At 36.1% G+C, this 16,082-nt stretch carries 20 protein-coding genes; 11 read left to right on the top strand and 9 right to left on the bottom strand.

Features of this window, described 5'->3' with window-relative positions:
- Window positions 1-2: 2 nt before the first annotated feature.
- Window positions 3-764: a hypothetical protein gene (locus KBF89_00995; GenBank protein MBP9114905.1), complete on the bottom strand. Its 762-nt coding sequence runs from the start codon at window positions 762-764 to the stop codon at window positions 3-5.
- Window positions 765-893: 129 nt separating this feature from the next.
- Here KBF89_00995 and KBF89_00990 point away from each other — a divergent pair, with 129 nt between their 5' ends.
- The 3 genes from KBF89_00990 to KBF89_00980 all read left to right on the top strand — a co-directional run bounded on the left by KBF89_00990 (window position 894) and on the right by KBF89_00980 (window position 3,423).
- Window positions 894-1,781: a hypothetical protein gene (locus KBF89_00990; GenBank protein ID MBP9114904.1), complete on the top strand. Its 888-nt coding sequence runs from the start codon at window positions 894-896 to the stop codon at window positions 1,779-1,781.
- 9 nt (window positions 1,782-1,790) lie between these two features.
- On the top strand, window positions 1,791-2,069 hold the full coding sequence (locus tag KBF89_00985) for a hypothetical protein (GenBank protein ID MBP9114903.1): 279 nt from the start codon (window positions 1,791-1,793) through the stop codon (window positions 2,067-2,069).
- Window positions 2,070-2,136: 67 nt separating this feature from the next.
- Entirely contained in the window at window positions 2,137-3,423 is a 1,287-nt protein-coding gene (locus KBF89_00980; protein ID MBP9114902.1) for a hypothetical protein, read from the top strand.
- 1 nt (window position 3,424) lies between these two features.
- Here the strand turns inward: KBF89_00980 and KBF89_00975 are convergent, their stop codons facing one another.
- Entirely contained in the window at window positions 3,425-3,568 is a 144-nt protein-coding gene (locus tag KBF89_00975) for a hypothetical protein (GenBank protein MBP9114901.1), read from the bottom strand.
- A gap of 36 nt (window positions 3,569-3,604) precedes the next feature.
- Between KBF89_00975 and KBF89_00970 the strand changes: the two genes are divergently transcribed.
- From KBF89_00970 to KBF89_00935, 8 genes are all read left to right on the top strand, one after another.
- Entirely contained in the window at window positions 3,605-4,372 is a 768-nt protein-coding gene (locus tag KBF89_00970) for an indole-3-glycerol-phosphate synthase (GenBank protein ID MBP9114900.1), read from the top strand.
- Window positions 4,373-4,397: 25 nt separating this feature from the next.
- Entirely contained in the window at window positions 4,398-5,099 is a 702-nt protein-coding gene (locus KBF89_00965; protein ID MBP9114899.1) for a phosphoribosylanthranilate isomerase, read from the top strand.
- 92 nt (window positions 5,100-5,191) lie between these two features.
- Window positions 5,192-6,478, top strand: coding sequence for a tryptophan synthase subunit beta (gene trpB / locus KBF89_00960; protein ID MBP9114898.1), 1,287 nt, complete (start codon window positions 5,192-5,194; stop codon window positions 6,476-6,478).
- Window positions 6,471-7,271 carry a tryptophan synthase subunit alpha gene (trpA, locus tag KBF89_00955; protein ID MBP9114897.1) on the top strand — a complete coding sequence of 267 codons (801 nt, stop codon included), beginning with the start codon at window positions 6,471-6,473 and terminating at the stop codon, window positions 7,269-7,271. Before trpB ends, trpA begins: the two co-directional genes overlap by 8 nt.
- 29 nt (window positions 7,272-7,300) lie before the next feature.
- A complete protein-coding gene (locus KBF89_00950; GenBank protein ID MBP9114896.1) occupies window positions 7,301-7,894 on the top strand; it encodes a hypothetical protein in 594 nt (197 codons plus the stop codon).
- 77 nt (window positions 7,895-7,971) lie between these two features.
- Window positions 7,972-8,610, top strand: coding sequence for a fasciclin domain-containing protein (locus tag KBF89_00945; GenBank protein MBP9114895.1), 639 nt, complete (start codon window positions 7,972-7,974; stop codon window positions 8,608-8,610).
- Window positions 8,611-8,690: 80 nt separating this feature from the next.
- Window positions 8,691-9,155, top strand: a complete 465-nt coding sequence (bcp, locus tag KBF89_00940) for a thioredoxin-dependent thiol peroxidase (GenBank protein MBP9114894.1) — start codon at window positions 8,691-8,693, stop codon at window positions 9,153-9,155.
- A gap of 38 nt (window positions 9,156-9,193) precedes the next feature.
- A complete protein-coding gene (locus KBF89_00935) occupies window positions 9,194-10,261 on the top strand; it encodes a Na+/H+ antiporter NhaA (protein MBP9114893.1) in 1,068 nt (355 codons plus the stop codon).
- A 70-nt stretch (window positions 10,262-10,331) separates the two neighbouring features.
- On the opposite strand, the gene KBF89_00930 is transcribed toward KBF89_00935, so the two are convergent.
- From KBF89_00930 to KBF89_00900, 7 genes are all read right to left on the bottom strand, one after another.
- The gene (locus KBF89_00930) at window positions 10,332-10,772 is read right to left on the bottom strand and encodes a hypothetical protein (protein ID MBP9114892.1); all 441 of its coding nucleotides are present in this window, start codon (window positions 10,770-10,772) and stop codon (window positions 10,332-10,334) included.
- 111 nt (window positions 10,773-10,883) lie between these two features.
- On the bottom strand, window positions 10,884-12,281 hold the full coding sequence (locus tag KBF89_00925) for a methylmalonyl-CoA carboxyltransferase (protein MBP9114891.1): 1,398 nt from the start codon (window positions 12,279-12,281) through the stop codon (window positions 10,884-10,886).
- A 13-nt stretch (window positions 12,282-12,294) separates the two neighbouring features.
- Entirely contained in the window at window positions 12,295-13,551 is a 1,257-nt protein-coding gene (gene fabF / locus KBF89_00920; GenBank protein ID MBP9114890.1) for a beta-ketoacyl-ACP synthase II, read from the bottom strand.
- Between the two features lie 28 nt (window positions 13,552-13,579).
- On the bottom strand, window positions 13,580-13,822 hold the full coding sequence (gene acpP, locus KBF89_00915) for an acyl carrier protein (GenBank protein MBP9114889.1): 243 nt from the start codon (window positions 13,820-13,822) through the stop codon (window positions 13,580-13,582).
- 160 nt (window positions 13,823-13,982) lie between these two features.
- Complete coding sequence (fabG, locus tag KBF89_00910; protein ID MBP9114888.1) at window positions 13,983-14,747, bottom strand: 3-oxoacyl-ACP reductase FabG; 765 nt, start codon at window positions 14,745-14,747, stop codon at window positions 13,983-13,985.
- Window positions 14,748-14,766: 19 nt separating this feature from the next.
- The gene (locus KBF89_00905) at window positions 14,767-15,762 is read right to left on the bottom strand and encodes a ketoacyl-ACP synthase III (protein MBP9114887.1); all 996 of its coding nucleotides are present in this window, start codon (window positions 15,760-15,762) and stop codon (window positions 14,767-14,769) included.
- The gene (locus tag KBF89_00900; protein MBP9114886.1) at window positions 15,763-16,080 is read right to left on the bottom strand and encodes a hypothetical protein; all 318 of its coding nucleotides are present in this window, start codon (window positions 16,078-16,080) and stop codon (window positions 15,763-15,765) included.
- Window positions 16,081-16,082: the final 2 nt, after the last annotated feature.

The following is a 16,082-nucleotide window of genomic DNA, read 5'->3' as shown; positions in this document are numbered from 1 at the left end:
TGTCAGTATACAATACAGTGACCGGAAGGTGGTTGGTGTTCAGGAATCGTTGAAGGTGTACTAGGCGCGTCAAATTTTAGACCTTCAGCTATTCTTGCTATCTCTTCTAATCCTAGTTTTACTTCTTCACCTCCTTGTAGTATCCGAACATCTTTATCCGATATTTCCACATTATGGCCATGACCTTCTAGCGGGATCGTACCAGCATCGACTGTTAACTTAAGTAATAACCCTAAGTCAATGTCTGTTAGTGTTCCTGTATTAGGGTCGATTATGCAAAAGAGATTAGAATGACCCGTTGAGAAGCCATCAAAGTCTGTCGCTAGTCCTCCTTGTAAATCCCTACTCATAATCCGACCTTGAAATTTGGTATTTATTCCATCTTGAGATTTTATAATTCTTCCATATGCAGCACCGTCGACTATTCCTAGCGCCATTGCAAAGGTATATGTTGAATCGTCTGATGCGTTTCTTGACATACCATATACGGTAAGGGTTGCAGGTTTACGCTCTGGCTGGATAAAACCGTCTTTAATGGGTTCATTAGCGATAGCTACTAATTTTGATTTGGATAATTCTCTGTCTTCAGGCCTTGCATCACCATGCGTAGGAAGTGGAACTCTATAGCCCACACGGATACACGGGCCTTCGCCTGTGTTAGCATTTCCTTCAACAAGACCCAAATAGAAACGATCTTTTTCCGCCTCTATATCGGGGCGAACTATTCTCGGCAATCTAGTGGGACGATTTACACTGGTCGTCATACTTACATTAAACTACTAACTAGTAATATATGCAAGGTTCTTTTCTACAATTATCCTGTAAAAGTGGCAATAATGTAATTTAAATTACCAAGAGTTGTAATGGATTTTATATACAATTAGAGTAAACAAATGACTTTTAAAACTAAAACCATCAATATTTCACCAAATATCATACTCATTAGTGGTGAGGAATCTAGGAAATTTCTACAAGCGATAATTAGTGCGGATATTGAGACGTTAAAGGTAGGTACATCACAAACATCTTTACTCTTGAATCCAGCAGGTAAGACAATATACGCATTTTATGTATATTCTTTAAATAGTGATGAATTTCTGCTTATATCGGAACCAAATAGAGTGGTTAGTCTAAAAGATTCTCTGGCGCGGTTTTTGATACGAACCAAAGCAACTATCGAGGATGTTACGGATAAATATAGCGCAAAAATTGCAGATCAGACTTTAGAGGATAGCATTATCATCGATGAAAACTTATTTGGCCAAATTGGTTTAATGCTTTCATTATCACCAAAAAATCAAAATGTGGAAGTTAGTGATGAACACCATTACACAAATCTGCGAATATCAAATGGAGCAGTTTCAGTATTTAAAGATTTGGGAGATAATTCAATAGCGCAAGAAGCAGGGCTTGAAGAAAAGTCTGTTTCTTTTAACAAAGGATGTTTCTTAGGCCAAGAATTGGTGTGTCGCATTGATTCACGTTCAGCTTCTACACCATTTACTTATTTTGCGCTTTGCGTTGATAAAAAGGAATTGGAAGGTTTAGAAGTTTTTTCAGGAAACCAAGCAATAGGGTCCGTTACGTCGTCTTTATTAAGTGATGTAGATATGGGTGATTTTGAAAAGTATATGGGTAGGTACACTGCTATTGGAAGATTTACTAGGAAGGGTAGCGAGCTATTGAAACAAAGCAAGGACAACGTTTATGTACTCGATCCTTCAGGAGAAAAAGTGCCTGTTGTCCAGATAGATAAAGTTAATGGTAACTTTCGTGTTTAGGGCCAGGCTATGGCGAGCATAGACGCTGACTTGATAAATGAAAGAATAGAAGTGTTATGCATTTTTAATATAGGTGCAAGTGAGCAAGACTATTGTTTCCCAAGAAAGATTAAACATAGGGGCAAGACGGTGGAGTTTACTGAACTCGGTTTACGTCATCCGACTACTAAAGGTAACAGGATGGTTCACATCTTTGACATGTCCGATGGGCTAGCTAATTATCGCATAGAGTTAGACGCAGAAAGACTTGTTTGGACTTTAATTTCAAAGGTTGTTGTAGACGACTAGCCTTGTATCGCAAGATTTCTTGAACGGATTTGACGACTGTCACACCCTATAGTTATAATACGAACATATGTATGATATTCGCTTTGGCTATGTAAATGATGATTTAAATAAAGAAGAGCCAAACGTCATGCATATTGACCTCAATAGTTGTTTTGCAACTATTGAGCAGCAAGCAAACCCACATTTACGCGGTCGTCCTGTTGGCGTGACGAATCGTATCAGTCCAGCGTGCTGTATGGTTGCACTTTCCTATGAAGCGAAATTTCGTGGCGCAAAAGTCGGCATGCGTTTTGATGAAGTCAAAGCTATGATACCTGACCTAATAGTCGTCGAAACAGATCCTCCTAAATATCATTATGCCTACGAAAAACTTATGGCAATTATGAAAAGTTATTCTCCAAAAGTACAGATGAAAAGTATCGACGAAGGAATAGTCGACTTTCATGGAACAAGAAATAATATTAATAATCGTTCTTTAGAAGATATTGGTTATGAAATGAAAGATCGCCTTAGGCAAGATCTAGGCTGCTGGATGAAATGCAATATTGGTATTGCTCCAAATAGGTTTTTGGCAAAACTTGCTGCAGGTTTTAATAAGCCAGATGGGCTAACTGTTATTGACCATAATAATCTCGAAGATAAATACCGGAGTCTTAAACTTACTGATTTGCCTGGTATTGCTAATCGTTTTGAAGCAAGATTAAACCGTCGAGGTATAGACAGTCCCATAGATTTCTTGAACGCTCCACCACGGGTTTTAAAGAAATATGTTTTCCAAAGCATCATAGGTATACATTGGCATCAAAGAATGCGCGGTTATGAAGTTGACGATGTCCAAACTAATTTAGGCAACGTTGGTCGTCAGCACGTTTTTAATGTACGGACTAAAGATGAAAGAGAATTAGTAAAACGATTCTCTTATCTGTGTTATACAACAGCAAAAAAACTTCGATATAACGAAGTTATGGCAAAAGGAATATATGTTTACTTGGGTTTTAAAGACGGTGATAGCTGGTATAAAAGACATTTGTTTAAAGAACCATTTGGCGATGATAGGAAATTATTCGAAAATGCAATGTTGATTTTTAACCAACGTCCAAAGGATAAAATAATTTCAATGGCGAGTATCACTTGTTATCATTTACATAAAGCCGAGCAAACTAATATGCAATTAGAACTCTTCCACGATCGTCTTAAAGACGAAGTGATAACAGAAACCATAGATGATATAAATGAGGTATTCGGAAATCAAACAATCATGATGGCTACTGCTTTAGGAGCACATGGGGTTGTAAAGCAAAAAGTGCCTTTTGGTAGTACTAAATATTTAGAGTTACTTTGTAGGCAGAATTAGATTATGTAGAAAATACTAAAAATGCTGAAAATGCTGAAAATACTAAAAATACTAAAAATACTGAAAATGCTAAAAATGTTGAATCGACTGTTTCACTCTCTGTCCTGACCTTTATCTTTGGTAAAGTTGCGGAGGTTCGTTTCACAGTGTTTTAATATTTTTTTCTGGCTAAACTTTAGGTATGAACTATCTAGAGCAAATAATTGAGACAAAGAAAAGTGAAGTCGAGAAATTAGATAGTTTAGATAATTATAAGAGAAAAGTTAAAGAAAATCCTAGAACTGATATTAGGAAAATAGAATGGACAAATAATCTTGATGTTATTGCTGAAATTAAAAGAAAATCTCCTAGTAAAGGTGAATTGGCTCAAATAGTTGATCCATGTGCGTTAGCAAAGAAATATGAACAAGGTGGTGCAGCATTAGTATCTGTATTGACAGATGAAGAATATTTTGGCGCAAAAACAGACGATTTAGCAAATGTCCGAAATTCAATTAAATTGCCTGTACTACGCAAAGATTTTATAGTCGATGAGAGACAAATCTTTCAAAGTTATCTAATGGGTGCAGATGCAATATTGCTAATAATTGATGCCATTGGTAATGAGAAACTCGCCATATTTTATAAACTTGCTAAATCTTTAGGGTTAGAAGTGCTGGTGGAGGCACACGATAGCTCTCAATACAAATATGCGAATGAGATTATTGGGGCAAATCTTATTGGGATAAATACTAGAGATTTAAAAACGTTTAAAGAAGATACACAAGCAATGAAATATATACTCCTAAATAGAAATAAAGATATTGTGAACGTGTGGGAATCAGGAATAAGCACTATTTCCGACGCTCAAGTGGCCAATGAATATGGTGCAGATGCCCTGTTAATAGGCCAAGCTCTTGTCCAAAGTGGTAACTCTATTAAATTTATTAAAGATATACGACATATTTAGTCATTGAAAAAAGATAGAATAGAATGTGTTTGTAAAAATTTGTGGAATTACTAATGAAGAAGATGCTTTACTAGCCATTGCTATGGGAGCCGATTGTTTAGGTTTTAACTTCGTCCATGGATCTCCAAGGAAAATTTCAACTACTGAAGCAGAATCAATAATCAAAAGACTTCCGCATGGCACAGTTACTGTTGGAATATTTAAAAATGAGAATCCAGATATGATTGTTTCAACAGTCACGCAAATTGGATTGAGTGGAGCGCAGCTACATGGACGTGAACCTGTAAGTGAAGTTAGATGGATTCGAAAGCGATTACCATTTGTAATTCAAGCTCTACAAGCAGAAGATCCGCATCTATCAAGTGCAGGTAATTCGCCAGCTGACATCATTTTATTAGATGCACAAACCCCAGGTGGTGGCCGTACTTTCGATTGGCGTTTAGTAAATAATGCACCAAGTGGAATTAGGTTGATGATTGCTGGTGGGTTAAACCCAGATAATATCGAAGAGGCAATACGTCGAACAAGACCATACGGCGTCGATGTCGCTACTGGTGTTGAATCTAAACCAGGAAAAAAAGATGCATCTAAGATGCAAAAATTTATAGATATTGCTAAATCTGTTGATAAAAAATCTGAAAATGTTCAAAAAGAAAAAAATAGTGAAGATTATGATGATGAATCAAACGCTTCATTAATCTATGATTGGGCAGACGACGGCCAATAATCACTATTTGAAATCAAACTAGATGTAATATATTGAATTGTTTCGACTAAAATGTTGTTAAATTAAGCGTCGAGTAACTATTGGAAATATGTATGGATTTAAATGTAAATAATCTAGAAGTTGATATTAACGGTGTACATCTAGATGCTCCCGGTCCTCAACCTAGCTCTGGCGGGTATTTTGGGGATTTCGGAGGTAGATTTGTCGGCGAAACACTTATTAGTGCATTAGACGATATTTCAGAAACTTTTGAAAGATGCTGGCATGATATTGGTTTTCGTACAAAATTTGCGAAACTACTAAGTGAATATGCAGGGAGGCCATCTCCACTAACTTATTGCGAAAACCTTTCAAAAGTAAGTGGTTTCGAAGTTTATTTAAAGCGGGAAGATTTAAATCATACAGGTTCACATAAAATAAATAATGTATTGGGTCAAGGATTATTGGCAGTTGAAATGGGTAAGACCCATTTAATTGCTGAAACAGGTGCTGGGCAACATGGAGTGGCCTGTGCAACTGTTGCTGCTTTGTTTGGTTTGGAATGTACTGTCTATATGGGGTCAGTCGATGTTGCACGTCAAGAATTAAATGTTTTCCGAATGAAAATGTTGGGAGCAAAAGTTATCCCTGTAGAGAGTGGTAGTGCAACACTTAAAGACGCTGTGAGCGAGGCAATGCGATCCTGGGTATCTCGTATAGATGATTCGCATTATTGTTTAGGTTCCGCTATGGGACCTCATCCTTTTCCCTACATGGTACGTGAATTTCAAAGAGTCATCGGTGATGAGACACGCGAACAATTTCGTACTCGTCTTGAACGTGATCCTGACTATGTTGTGGCATGTGTTGGCGGTGGCTCTAATGCAATCGGTACCTTTTCTGGATTTATAAATACGAATTCAAAATTGATTGGTATTGAACCTGCAGGTGACGGAATTGCCACAGGTAAGCATGGTGCTGCTATTGGCGAAGGTAGCAAAGGAATTGTACATGGTATGAAATCTATGTTCCTTCAGAACAATGATGGCCAAATCCAAGAAGCTCACTCTATCTCTGCCGGTTTAGACTATCCAGGCGTAGGTCCTGAACATGCATATTTGTCCGAGCAGGGTCGTGCTCAATACTTAAATGCAACTGATGATGATGCACTCTACGGTATGGCAGCATGTTCGGTTTTAGAAGGTATAATCCCCGCATTAGAATCTGCGCATGTCATTGGTTGGTTACTCCGAAATGCAAAAGATATTTGTGAAAAAAAATCAAAAATTGTAATTACTATGTCTGGTCGTGGTGATAAGGATGTTTATACATTGAATAAAGATTTCAATGAACAGATTATTACTTACGTTGAAGAAATTAAGAAGAATCGCAATGTCTGAAAAATTAAATAAGTCATTATCTAATTATTGTAATGAGATGAAGACTTCAAAACATAAAGCATTAGTAATATACATTACTGCTGGTATAGAAAATTGGAAAGAAGCAATTGCTGTATGTATAGATAACGGTGCAGATATTATTGAGATTGGACTCCCGTTTAGTGATCCAACAATGGATGGCCCAATAATTGCTCAAGCATCATATAGATCAATTGAAAATGGCAGTCATACTTTAGAATTACTTGCTGAACTTAGTGAGCTAAAATTTAAAAGGCCGTTGGTAGTAATGACCTATATGAATATTTTATATTCACATGGATTAGATTTAGCTATACAAAGTTGTAATGACGCAAATATAAGCGGACTAATTATTCCAGATCTGACATATGAAGAGTCCTTCTTATTAGATGAAACATTAAATGATACAGATATTTCACATATACAATTGATTAGTTCTACAACTAATGATGTTCGTAAAGAAGAAATATTAGATAAAAGTGAAGGCTTTCTTTATACCATTGCACTCAAAGGTATAACTGGTCAAGAAGTAAGTTTTGATGAAGAAATAATAGAATTTTTCAAGGATATAGAATTAAATACAATTCAACCTTCTTATTGCGGAATCGGAATTAGGACAGCCGAACAAGCGAAAGAAATTTCGCAATATTGTGATGGAATAATTGTTGGGTCTTCTATTGTTGCAAAATTGATGAACAAGCCAAATGATTTAGATGATATAGGTAAATTTGTATCAGATTTAAGACAAGCTATTGATTCTTCATCCTTAGCGTAGTCGAAAGATCTAAAACAGGAAAGGTATCCATGGTACGACAAGGATCACAAAAGTTGAATGAAAAGATAGCTCGTAATAAAAGATTAGTTACGATTGCTACGATAATAATTGTTGTTGCCATAGCATTTGTATTCGTTAGTGGAGTTTTCGATTCTGAAGATAAAAAATCTTCACCTTCGACGGATGTCAGGTTGACCAAAGGATTTGTGAAGAAGATTGTTGCTTTAGGATATGTAAACCAACCAATTAATGTACCTATCAACTATAAAAGAACATCTGTAAAGTTAATTCCGGCAACTAAAACCGCTACTGGTTGTGAAGAAGTTTTGCAAAGGTTTTTAAAGACTGGTGATAATTCAAGGGATTTTATAGATATCTATTCTTATCCTATTACTTGCGAATTCGAGAGACCTTCAGATGCTCAAGGGTTTACTGTAGGAAATTATGCTGGATGGTCATCGACTTCTAACAAAGAAAAATCTATTTTAACTGAGATTGTTGTAAATCAAAATCATATTAGAGTAGAAAGCGATTCTGAGCTTAAACAACTTGTAACCACAATGGGAGCATTTGTACCATTTTCTGAAAATTCGCCAAAAGATACCTTAAAAATATCTACATAAAATTAATCCAAGAAATATTTTTGCTTCGTAATATATATATCCAGGAAAACTGGTGTAACTCTTAAAAGGGAGCTTAAATGCGAAAAAATATATTTAAAGTAATAGTAGCCATGTTGGCTCTATCATTAGTGCTTGTTGCTTGTAGCAATAATAGTGATACTAAAGATGATAAGAAATCTAAAAAAGAAGAAACATCTAAGTCTAAAGATATGGATAAAAAAGATGATGTAATGATGACGAAAGACGATAGTAGTCTTCCAGCAGATAAAATAATGAGTAGTAACTCAAAAACTATTGTTGAAATTGCATCAGGTAACCCAGACGCTTCAACACTTGTAGATTTAGTTGTCAAAGCAGGACTTGCTAATACTTTAAGTAGCGAAGGACCATTCACAGTATTCGCACCTACTAATGCTGCGTTTGCTAAAGTTCCAAAAGCAACATTAGATGCGCTTGCAGCTAATCCAGATGCTTTAAAACAAGTACTTACATACCATGTTGCTGCAACAAAAGCTTTGTCTTCAGATCTAAGCGATGGTCAGGTAATTACTATGGTTGAAGGTTCAACACTAACTGTTGGTATCAAAGATGGAAACGTTACTTTGACTACAGATACTGGTCAAGTAGTAAACGTTACCTTGGTTAATGTTAATGCATCAAATGGTGTTATTCACTTAATAGATACAGTTATGATTCCAAAAGATCTAAAACTTTAATAAATAAAAAAATAATTATTGAAAGGGGAAGCATTGCTTCCCCTTTTTTTATTAATATGTATATAAGAATAGGGAGAATGATGGAACTCAAAGTAGGCGACAAGGCACCAAGTTTTAAATGTGAAGATCAAGACGGAAATATGCGTACTGAAAAGGAATTCAGAGGAGCGCCTTATGTAATATATTTCTACCCACGTGCAAGCACACCTGGTTGTACAGTCCAGAGCTGTGAATTGAGAGATGCTACTAGTGATCTAAATAGTCTTAATGCTAAAATAATCGGAGTATCACCAGATACATCAAAAAAACAAAAAACATTTGATGATAAATATACTTTGGGTTTCCCATTGCTTGCTGATCATGAACACCATGTGTCAGAAAGCTATGGTACTTGGGCAGAAAAATCTATGTACGGAAAAAAATATATGGGAATTATTCGGTCATGTTTTGTAGTCGATGAAAAAGGAAAAATTGCAGGTGCGAAATATAAAATATCTCCAAAAGACACTGTTCCATTTGCCGAAGAAATATTAAAATCGCTATAAGATCCTATCTAAGATATAACTATTAGAATTGTTGGTACATGGAATTTATTTATAAACGACTTTTCGCTACTTCTCACCAGCTCAGCACTAAAGTTCAACGAACTGCGGGTGGGTTAATTTTACTCGTTGCAATTCTGGCTATTATCTTCGCTAATGTTTCATCTTCTTATATTGAATTTTGGGATAATGGTATTGGTATTAGCCATTTATCACGAATTGATTTTGTAAATGAAGTATTGATGTCTATATTCTTTTTTGCTGCTGGGTTAGAAATTAGGCATGAATTTACCCATGGTCATCTTAGGACGAAAGAACAAAGGCGACTTCCATTTATCTGTGCATTAGGTGGAATGTTAATACCGATGCTCTTTATGTTCATTTGGGCAATAGCTACACATTTTTTTTCCTCTACTGATGCGTCCACAATTTTTCATTCATTGCCAGTACCGGTTGCAACAGATGCTGTATTCGCGCTTGCTCTATTAAGCTTTTTCTCAAGCAAAATTCCTAGTGAGCTTAGAATATTTGTTCTTGCATTTGTTGTAATAGATGACATTGGAGGCTTAGCCATGTTATCAATTTTGGATGGTAAATTATCTCCAACAATTATTGCAGTTATACTTGGTTTTATACTCCCTGAAAAGATACATAAATATAAAATACGTCGTAAATTATTAACACATTTAACGCTAGTAGTAAATTTTATGATATTGCCATTATTTGCTTTAGCAAATGCTGGTGTGTCCTTATCCGGTTTGACAATAACATCAATAATATCAGCACCATTATTTTGGGCTTTGCTCACATCTCAAACAATTGGAAAAATATTAGGTGTTTACTATACTGCAATGATTTCAGTAAAAAAGAAGTGGACAGTATTGCCTAGGAATTGTAATAATCAGCATATGCTTATTAGTGCAGCTATAGCAGGAATTGGTTTTACTTTATCTTTGTATCTAGTTAATGTTGCTTTAAGAGAAAATGCAGAGATGCTGATTATAGGTAAGGTAGCAATAATATTCGCTACTGTCCTTGCAGGATTAGTCGCTTCAATACTCACTTATAAAGCAAAAGACCTATCTAAAGAAGTTCAAGATTCAGTTTGATCACTATTTAGTATTTGAATAAATCAATATTTTGTTTCGCTTAAAACTTGTCTTAATTATAATAATTCTTTTATGGAGTAATTGATGATAATTCTGGTCTTCGTTTATTTAATGGAGAGTCTCTTAACACAATGAGGGTAGTTGCGGCTGTCATTTCCGCGATTCCTGCATATAAAATATCTTTTCCATGATTACTTGCTTCGCGCGCAGCCTTACAAACTTCTGGTTCATGCACTGTTCTAGGATCCCTCATTTCAGCATGTAAATTTTTTAACGGAATATTGCAATCAGCTACAATCCCTTCATATTTCATAGACATGACAGATCCAGCAGGCACTGAAACAAATCCTGGTAGCATCAGTGCAATACCTAAAGCATTATTTTTTTTTCTAAATGAGGTATTATTTTTCCAATTGAAAAATCTTCTTGGTACATTTAATGGATTCATAGCCTGAGCTACATACCTAACTTGTAGAGATAAAGGTATATTTGCATTTGAATTTCTAGTCATCTAGGTATTTTACGTAATTAACTATGATTTAGTCAAATTTTCATTTTTAAAACAAAACCGCAGTGTCTGTCCTAATTTTGCAGGGTCCGTCCTTGCAGGCTCTTGTCGTTTTTAAAGGGGAGAGTTACCGTGCTTGCGCATATTTGGTTCTTCTTTTTTAGAAATCAGTGATTCCAATACCTGAATTAATATAGAACGGGTAGCTAAAGGTTCAATAATTGCATCTACATAACCCAATTCTCCTGCTTGATTTGGATTAGAAAATTTAGTTTCATATTCTTTAATCAAACCTTCACGACATGTTGCTTGTTCTTGTTCATTATCACAAGCAGCTATTTCTTTTCTGTTCAAAATTGCAACAGCACCACTTGCTCCCATAACAGCAATTTCAGAAGTTGGCCATGCACCACACCAGTCGTTCCCAAGGTTTTTCGAATCCATAACAATGTAAGCACCACCATAACTTTTTCGAATTATCAAACATAGCCTAGGTACACTTGCTTGTGCATAAGCATAAACTAATTCGGCACCATGGCGGATCATTCCACGCCATTCTAAATCTTTACCAGGCTCAAAACCAGGAGTATCAACAAAAGTCACTATAGGAATATTATAGGCATCGCATATCGAAACAAAACGTGCTGCTTTTCTCGATGCTTCAATATCTATAGTTCCAGCTCGAGCTATTGGTTGGTTAGCTATTATACCAACAGAGCGACCATTTAATAATGCGAAACAAGTCAACATATTAGGTGCATAAGTAGGACGAATTTCTAAAACACTATCTAGATCAAAAACATCGTTTAAAACATCGTGCATATCATAACCGGCTTGAGCATTTTCAGGAACAGTTTCGCGTGCTATTTTAGTTTCGCGTTCTTTTTCATCATCAGTTTGTATAATAGGAATATCGCAAAGATGATTATCAGGTAAAAATTCTAACAATGATTCAAAGATTTCAATTGCTTCATCCTCATCTTGTGCTGACAAAGATCCAACCCCAGAATTTGCAAGAAGAGTAGGAGACCCAATTTCTTCTTTAGTCACAGATACCCCTGTGAACTCTAGTACTGAACCTGGACCACTTACATAAGCAAAAGCATCGGCAGTAGTTATAACAAAATCTACCAAACCTAATATTAGCGATGGTCCACTTACGCATGCACCCGTAACAATTGCAACTGTTGGTACAACTCCACTTAAGCGTGCAAGTTCGCCTGCGAAAGAACCCCAAACGTGTAAACCTATTGGACCTTCAGTGATATCAGATCCTGAAGTATTTAATACAGTAAGAAAAGGTATTCCAAGCTTTCCACTTAACTGAACGCTTTGTTTCATAGTGTCAGCATCATACGCTGTAATGGCACCATGTCGAGATCCGCCACCAACTTTAAGTACAACGACTTTACGGCCATTAATTTCTTCTATAGATGATGAAGTTACAGCACTATGATGATTTAAAAATACTGATCTATCAGAAATACTAATAGGAGCGAATTTATTTTCCATATACCTATACTAGTTATGATTCATAAGGAGCAATGAGCACAGCAGCATTATGTCCACCAAAGCCAAAAGAGTTTGACATTACAGGTCCACCATCATATTTACGAGGCTGACCACTTACAACATCTAATTCAATACGCTCATCTTTATTATCAAGATTAGCAGTAGGGGGTATAGATTTGTCTCTAATAGTTAGTACAGCAATAATTGCTTCGACTGATCCAGCACCAGCAATTAAATGACCTGTAACACCCTTGGTGCTAGTTATTGGTGGTGCATCTTCTCCAAAAATAGTATCGATAGCTTTTGCTTCGCCAATATCTCCAAGTGGGGTAGACGTACCATGAACATTAATATGTTTTACAAAACTAGGTTTTTCGCCGGCAGTATCTAAAGCCATTTTCATAGCTCGTCCCGCTCCGCCACCTTCTGGATGTGGAGCAGTTATATGATAAGCATCACCACTACGTCCATAACCTACGATTTCGCCATAAATTGTTGCACCACGCTTTAATGCTGATTCAAGTGATTCAACAACCATAAAACCTGCACCTTCACCTATCACAAAACCATCACGATCTTTATCGAAAGGACGAGAAGCAGCTTTAGGATCATCAACACGTTTGCTGAGTGCTCCCATTTTTGCGAATGCTGAAACAACCAAAGGTGTTACACCAGCTTCAGCGCTACCACTCAAAACAACATCGCAAGTACCGTCCCATATAAGACGCGCAGCCTCACCAATAGCATGAGAACCTGCAGCACAAGCAGTTGTAATATTTATATTTACTCCCGCAAAGTTAGCCATAATTGAAACATGACCAGCAATAGCATTAGCCATCATTGAAGGAACGAAAAATGGGCTAACTCGGCCAGGTCCTTTTTCTTGATAAACAGACCATTGTTCTTCAAGCGTTGAAATACCACCAACACCTGTACCGGTAACTACACCAGCACGAAAAGGATCGTATGGTGAGTCTTTAATACCAGAATGATCTATTGCATCTATAGCTGCAGCTAAACCAAGATGTGTAAATCGATCGAGTCGACGTGCATCTTTGGTATTAACATATTTGTCTAAATTAAGTTCTTCATTGTCAACTTCACAAGCAAAGTCAACACTTAGCTTTGAAGCATCAAATCCTTTAATTTTTGATGCACAAGAGTCTCCTGAGTTAATACGTGACCAAAAAGTTTCTATATCACAACCCGCAGGAGTTTTTACACCCATACCTGTTATTACAGCTCGTCTCGAATTTTCTCTATCAATCATTTGTGCCTACCTGATTACCTTTTTTAAATTAGCCTTGTTTTGAAACTATAAGGTCAACAGCTTGTCCAACAGTTGCAACACCTTCAACTTCGCTTTCTGGAAGTTCAACATCAAATTTTTCTTCCATACCCATTACAAATTCAACAATATCAAGACTGTCTGCATCTAGATCTTCTTTAAAGCGTGCTGCTTCTGTTACTTTAGATTCGTCAACTCCTAAAAGTTCTACAGCTAATTCAGTTATTGTTGTAACTATTTCTGATCGTTCCATTTTTCCTCTTTCGTTTACTAGTTTTATCTAGATTTGTTTTACATCTTTAAGTTTTTGAATATATTATTCTAAAACAAGTTCTTTGTTTGGTCATATACTTTATTACAAATAAAATGGTTTGCTCTTCTTTTACAAGTATTGAACTTTAATTGAAATTTAATCATGTACCCATACCTACGCCACCATCAACTGGCAATACGACACCAGTTATATAGCTTGACTCTTTTGACGCTAGAAATGCTACAGCACTTGCTATCTCTTCTGGTTGACCGAACCTAGCTAAAGGTATACTAGTTGTAATTTGCTCAATTCTTTCTTGAGCAGTTTCACTCCAAATTGGCGTATCTATAGCACCTGGCGCAATAACATTTGCCGTAATATTTCGTGATGCTAATTCGCTAGCAACAGAACGTGTCATACCAATAAGGCCAGCTTTTGCAGCTGCATAATTAATTTGTCCTGGCGGCCCTACGTATGCATTTATCGAAGAAATATTTATTATACGTCCCCATTTATTTTTCATCATATTACGAGAAGCACGACGAATTGCATAAAAAGCTCCCGAAAGGTTTGTGTCTATAACAGCATTCCATTCGTCATCTTTCATACGCATAACTAAATTATCTTTTGCAATACCTGCATTATTAACTAAAACCGTAACGTTGCCGATTTTGTCTTCTATCTCACTAAACATTTCGTCGACACTTTTTGATGATGAAACATCAGATTTTATTGCAAGTGGTGTTTCTCCAAATTCGCTAGCTAATTTAATAGTTTGCTCAGCTCCTTGTGTATCTGATGCATATGAAAATGCAACATGATAACCTAATTTTGTTAAAGCAATTACACAGGCTTGTCCTATACCTTTTGATCCGCCAGTAACAAGTGCAATAGTTGTTTTAGTGTCTTCAGTTTTATTATTCATTAAATTACCTGTATATTCCTTAATTTTTCCAGCGCAATATGCATGTTCCCCATGTCATTCCAGCACCGAACCCACAAAATACTAAAAGATCCCCGTCACTAAATCGATTTTTGTCAGCAACTTCAGCAAGCAATATTGGTATTGAAGCTGCTGATGTATTTCCATATTTATCTAAATTTATATGCGCCTTATCTTTACTCACTTCTAAACGTTCGCATATAGCATCGATTATACGCACATTAGCTTGATGTAATAAAAGGTGGTCTATTTTATCTACCGACATCTCAGCCTTTTCTAAAGCACGAGATATAGATTTTTCTACAGCTCTTACGGCTACTTTAAAGACTTCTTTACCATTCATAACTAAGAATGGATGCAAATGTTCTATTACTTCTTTGACGTCTTGATCTTTTAATTGCGTATTTGGTCGAGCTGGCACTTCCAGGATTTCATATTGAGAAGCATCACCACCAATATCTGCAGAGATTAGACCAGAGCTTGGATCGTCATTTGAGGTTAAGACAACAGCACCTGCACCGTCACCAAAAAGAATTGCTGTAGAGCGATCATTTTTATCTACGACTACTGAAAGTGTATCAACACCTATTAATAATATATTTTTGAATAATTTCAATTCAAAAAATCCGGCAGCTACACTAAGCGCATAAACAAAACCTGAACATGCAGCATTTAAATCAAATGCTGGAGCAATAATTCCTAATTGTTTAGAAACTATTGATGCCATAGAGGGGATAGGTTGGGTTGCTGAAGCTGTAGCAACTATCACGCAATCGATGTCAGAAGAAATCTTTCCAGACTTCAGCATTGCTTGTTCAGCTGATTCAACAGCAAGCGACAAAGAGCTTTCACCTAATGATTCATCAATAATTCTTCGTTCTTTAATACCTGTTCGAGATGTTATCCATTCATCACTAGTGTCTAAATATTTTGACAGATCATCATTTGTAACGGTATTTTTTGGAACAGCTTTACCCCAACCAGAAATTGAAAACATTTATTCCTTATTATTTTTAGGGTTTTTTAGACCTTTTATTAAAACTGTTATAACACTTGTAATTGCTATGAAAAAAATTATGACCCCAACAGGTTGTCTAGTGAAGATAGGTGAAGCTTGATAATCTGTAATTTCTTTAGCTTCTTTGATTGTATATGGGCAATCATTCTCATCTTCGAAACCAGATGTTGGGCCACCTTTATAGTCACAAGTAGACCTGTTTTCATAAGGTTGGTGATTCGTCGTAACATTAATTGCAATTATAGATACAACAACTATAGCAATGGCAATTAATACTGATTTAATCTTTTTATTCATAT

It is taken from the genome of Acidimicrobiia bacterium (genome assembly GCA_018057765.1).
GTDB lineage: Bacteria > Actinomycetota > Acidimicrobiia > IMCC26256 > JAGPDB01 > JAGPDB01.
This window is presented reverse-complemented; position numbering and strand designations above follow the sequence as displayed.

Coding starts and splice junctions, on each gene's coding strand:
- KBF89_00950 (MBP9114896.1), top strand. CDS start 7,301: ATGGTACGACAAGGATCACAAAAGTTGAATGAAAAGATAGCTCGTAAT.
- bcp (MBP9114894.1), top strand. CDS start 8,691: ATGGAACTCAAAGTAGGCGACAAGGCACCAAGTTTTAAATGTGAAGAT.
- trpB (MBP9114898.1), top strand. CDS start 5,192: ATGGATTTAAATGTAAATAATCTAGAAGTTGATATTAACGGTGTACAT.
- KBF89_00995 (MBP9114905.1), bottom strand. CDS start 764: ATGACGACCAGTGTAAATCGTCCCACTAGATTGCCGAGAATAGTTCGC.
- trpA (MBP9114897.1), top strand. CDS start 6,471: ATGTCTGAAAAATTAAATAAGTCATTATCTAATTATTGTAATGAGATG.
- KBF89_00980 (MBP9114902.1), top strand. CDS start 2,137: ATGTATGATATTCGCTTTGGCTATGTAAATGATGATTTAAATAAAGAA.
- KBF89_00930 (MBP9114892.1), bottom strand. CDS start 10,772: ATGACTAGAAATTCAAATGCAAATATACCTTTATCTCTACAAGTTAGG.
- KBF89_00945 (MBP9114895.1), top strand. CDS start 7,972: ATGCGAAAAAATATATTTAAAGTAATAGTAGCCATGTTGGCTCTATCA.
- fabG (MBP9114888.1), bottom strand. CDS start 14,747: ATGAATAATAAAACTGAAGACACTAAAACAACTATTGCACTTGTTACT.
- KBF89_00905 (MBP9114887.1), bottom strand. CDS start 15,762: ATGTTTTCAATTTCTGGTTGGGGTAAAGCTGTTCCAAAAAATACCGTT.
- KBF89_00925 (MBP9114891.1), bottom strand. CDS start 12,281: ATGGAAAATAAATTCGCTCCTATTAGTATTTCTGATAGATCAGTATTT.
- KBF89_00985 (MBP9114903.1), top strand. CDS start 1,791: ATGGCGAGCATAGACGCTGACTTGATAAATGAAAGAATAGAAGTGTTA.
- KBF89_00900 (MBP9114886.1), bottom strand. CDS start 16,080: ATGAATAAAAAGATTAAATCAGTATTAATTGCCATTGCTATAGTTGTT.
- acpP (MBP9114889.1), bottom strand. CDS start 13,822: ATGGAACGATCAGAAATAGTTACAACAATAACTGAATTAGCTGTAGAA.
- KBF89_00935 (MBP9114893.1), top strand. CDS start 9,194: ATGGAATTTATTTATAAACGACTTTTCGCTACTTCTCACCAGCTCAGC.
- fabF (MBP9114890.1), bottom strand. CDS start 13,551: ATGATTGATAGAGAAAATTCGAGACGAGCTGTAATAACAGGTATGGGT.
- KBF89_00990 (MBP9114904.1), top strand. CDS start 894: ATGACTTTTAAAACTAAAACCATCAATATTTCACCAAATATCATACTC.
- KBF89_00970 (MBP9114900.1), top strand. CDS start 3,605: ATGAACTATCTAGAGCAAATAATTGAGACAAAGAAAAGTGAAGTCGAG.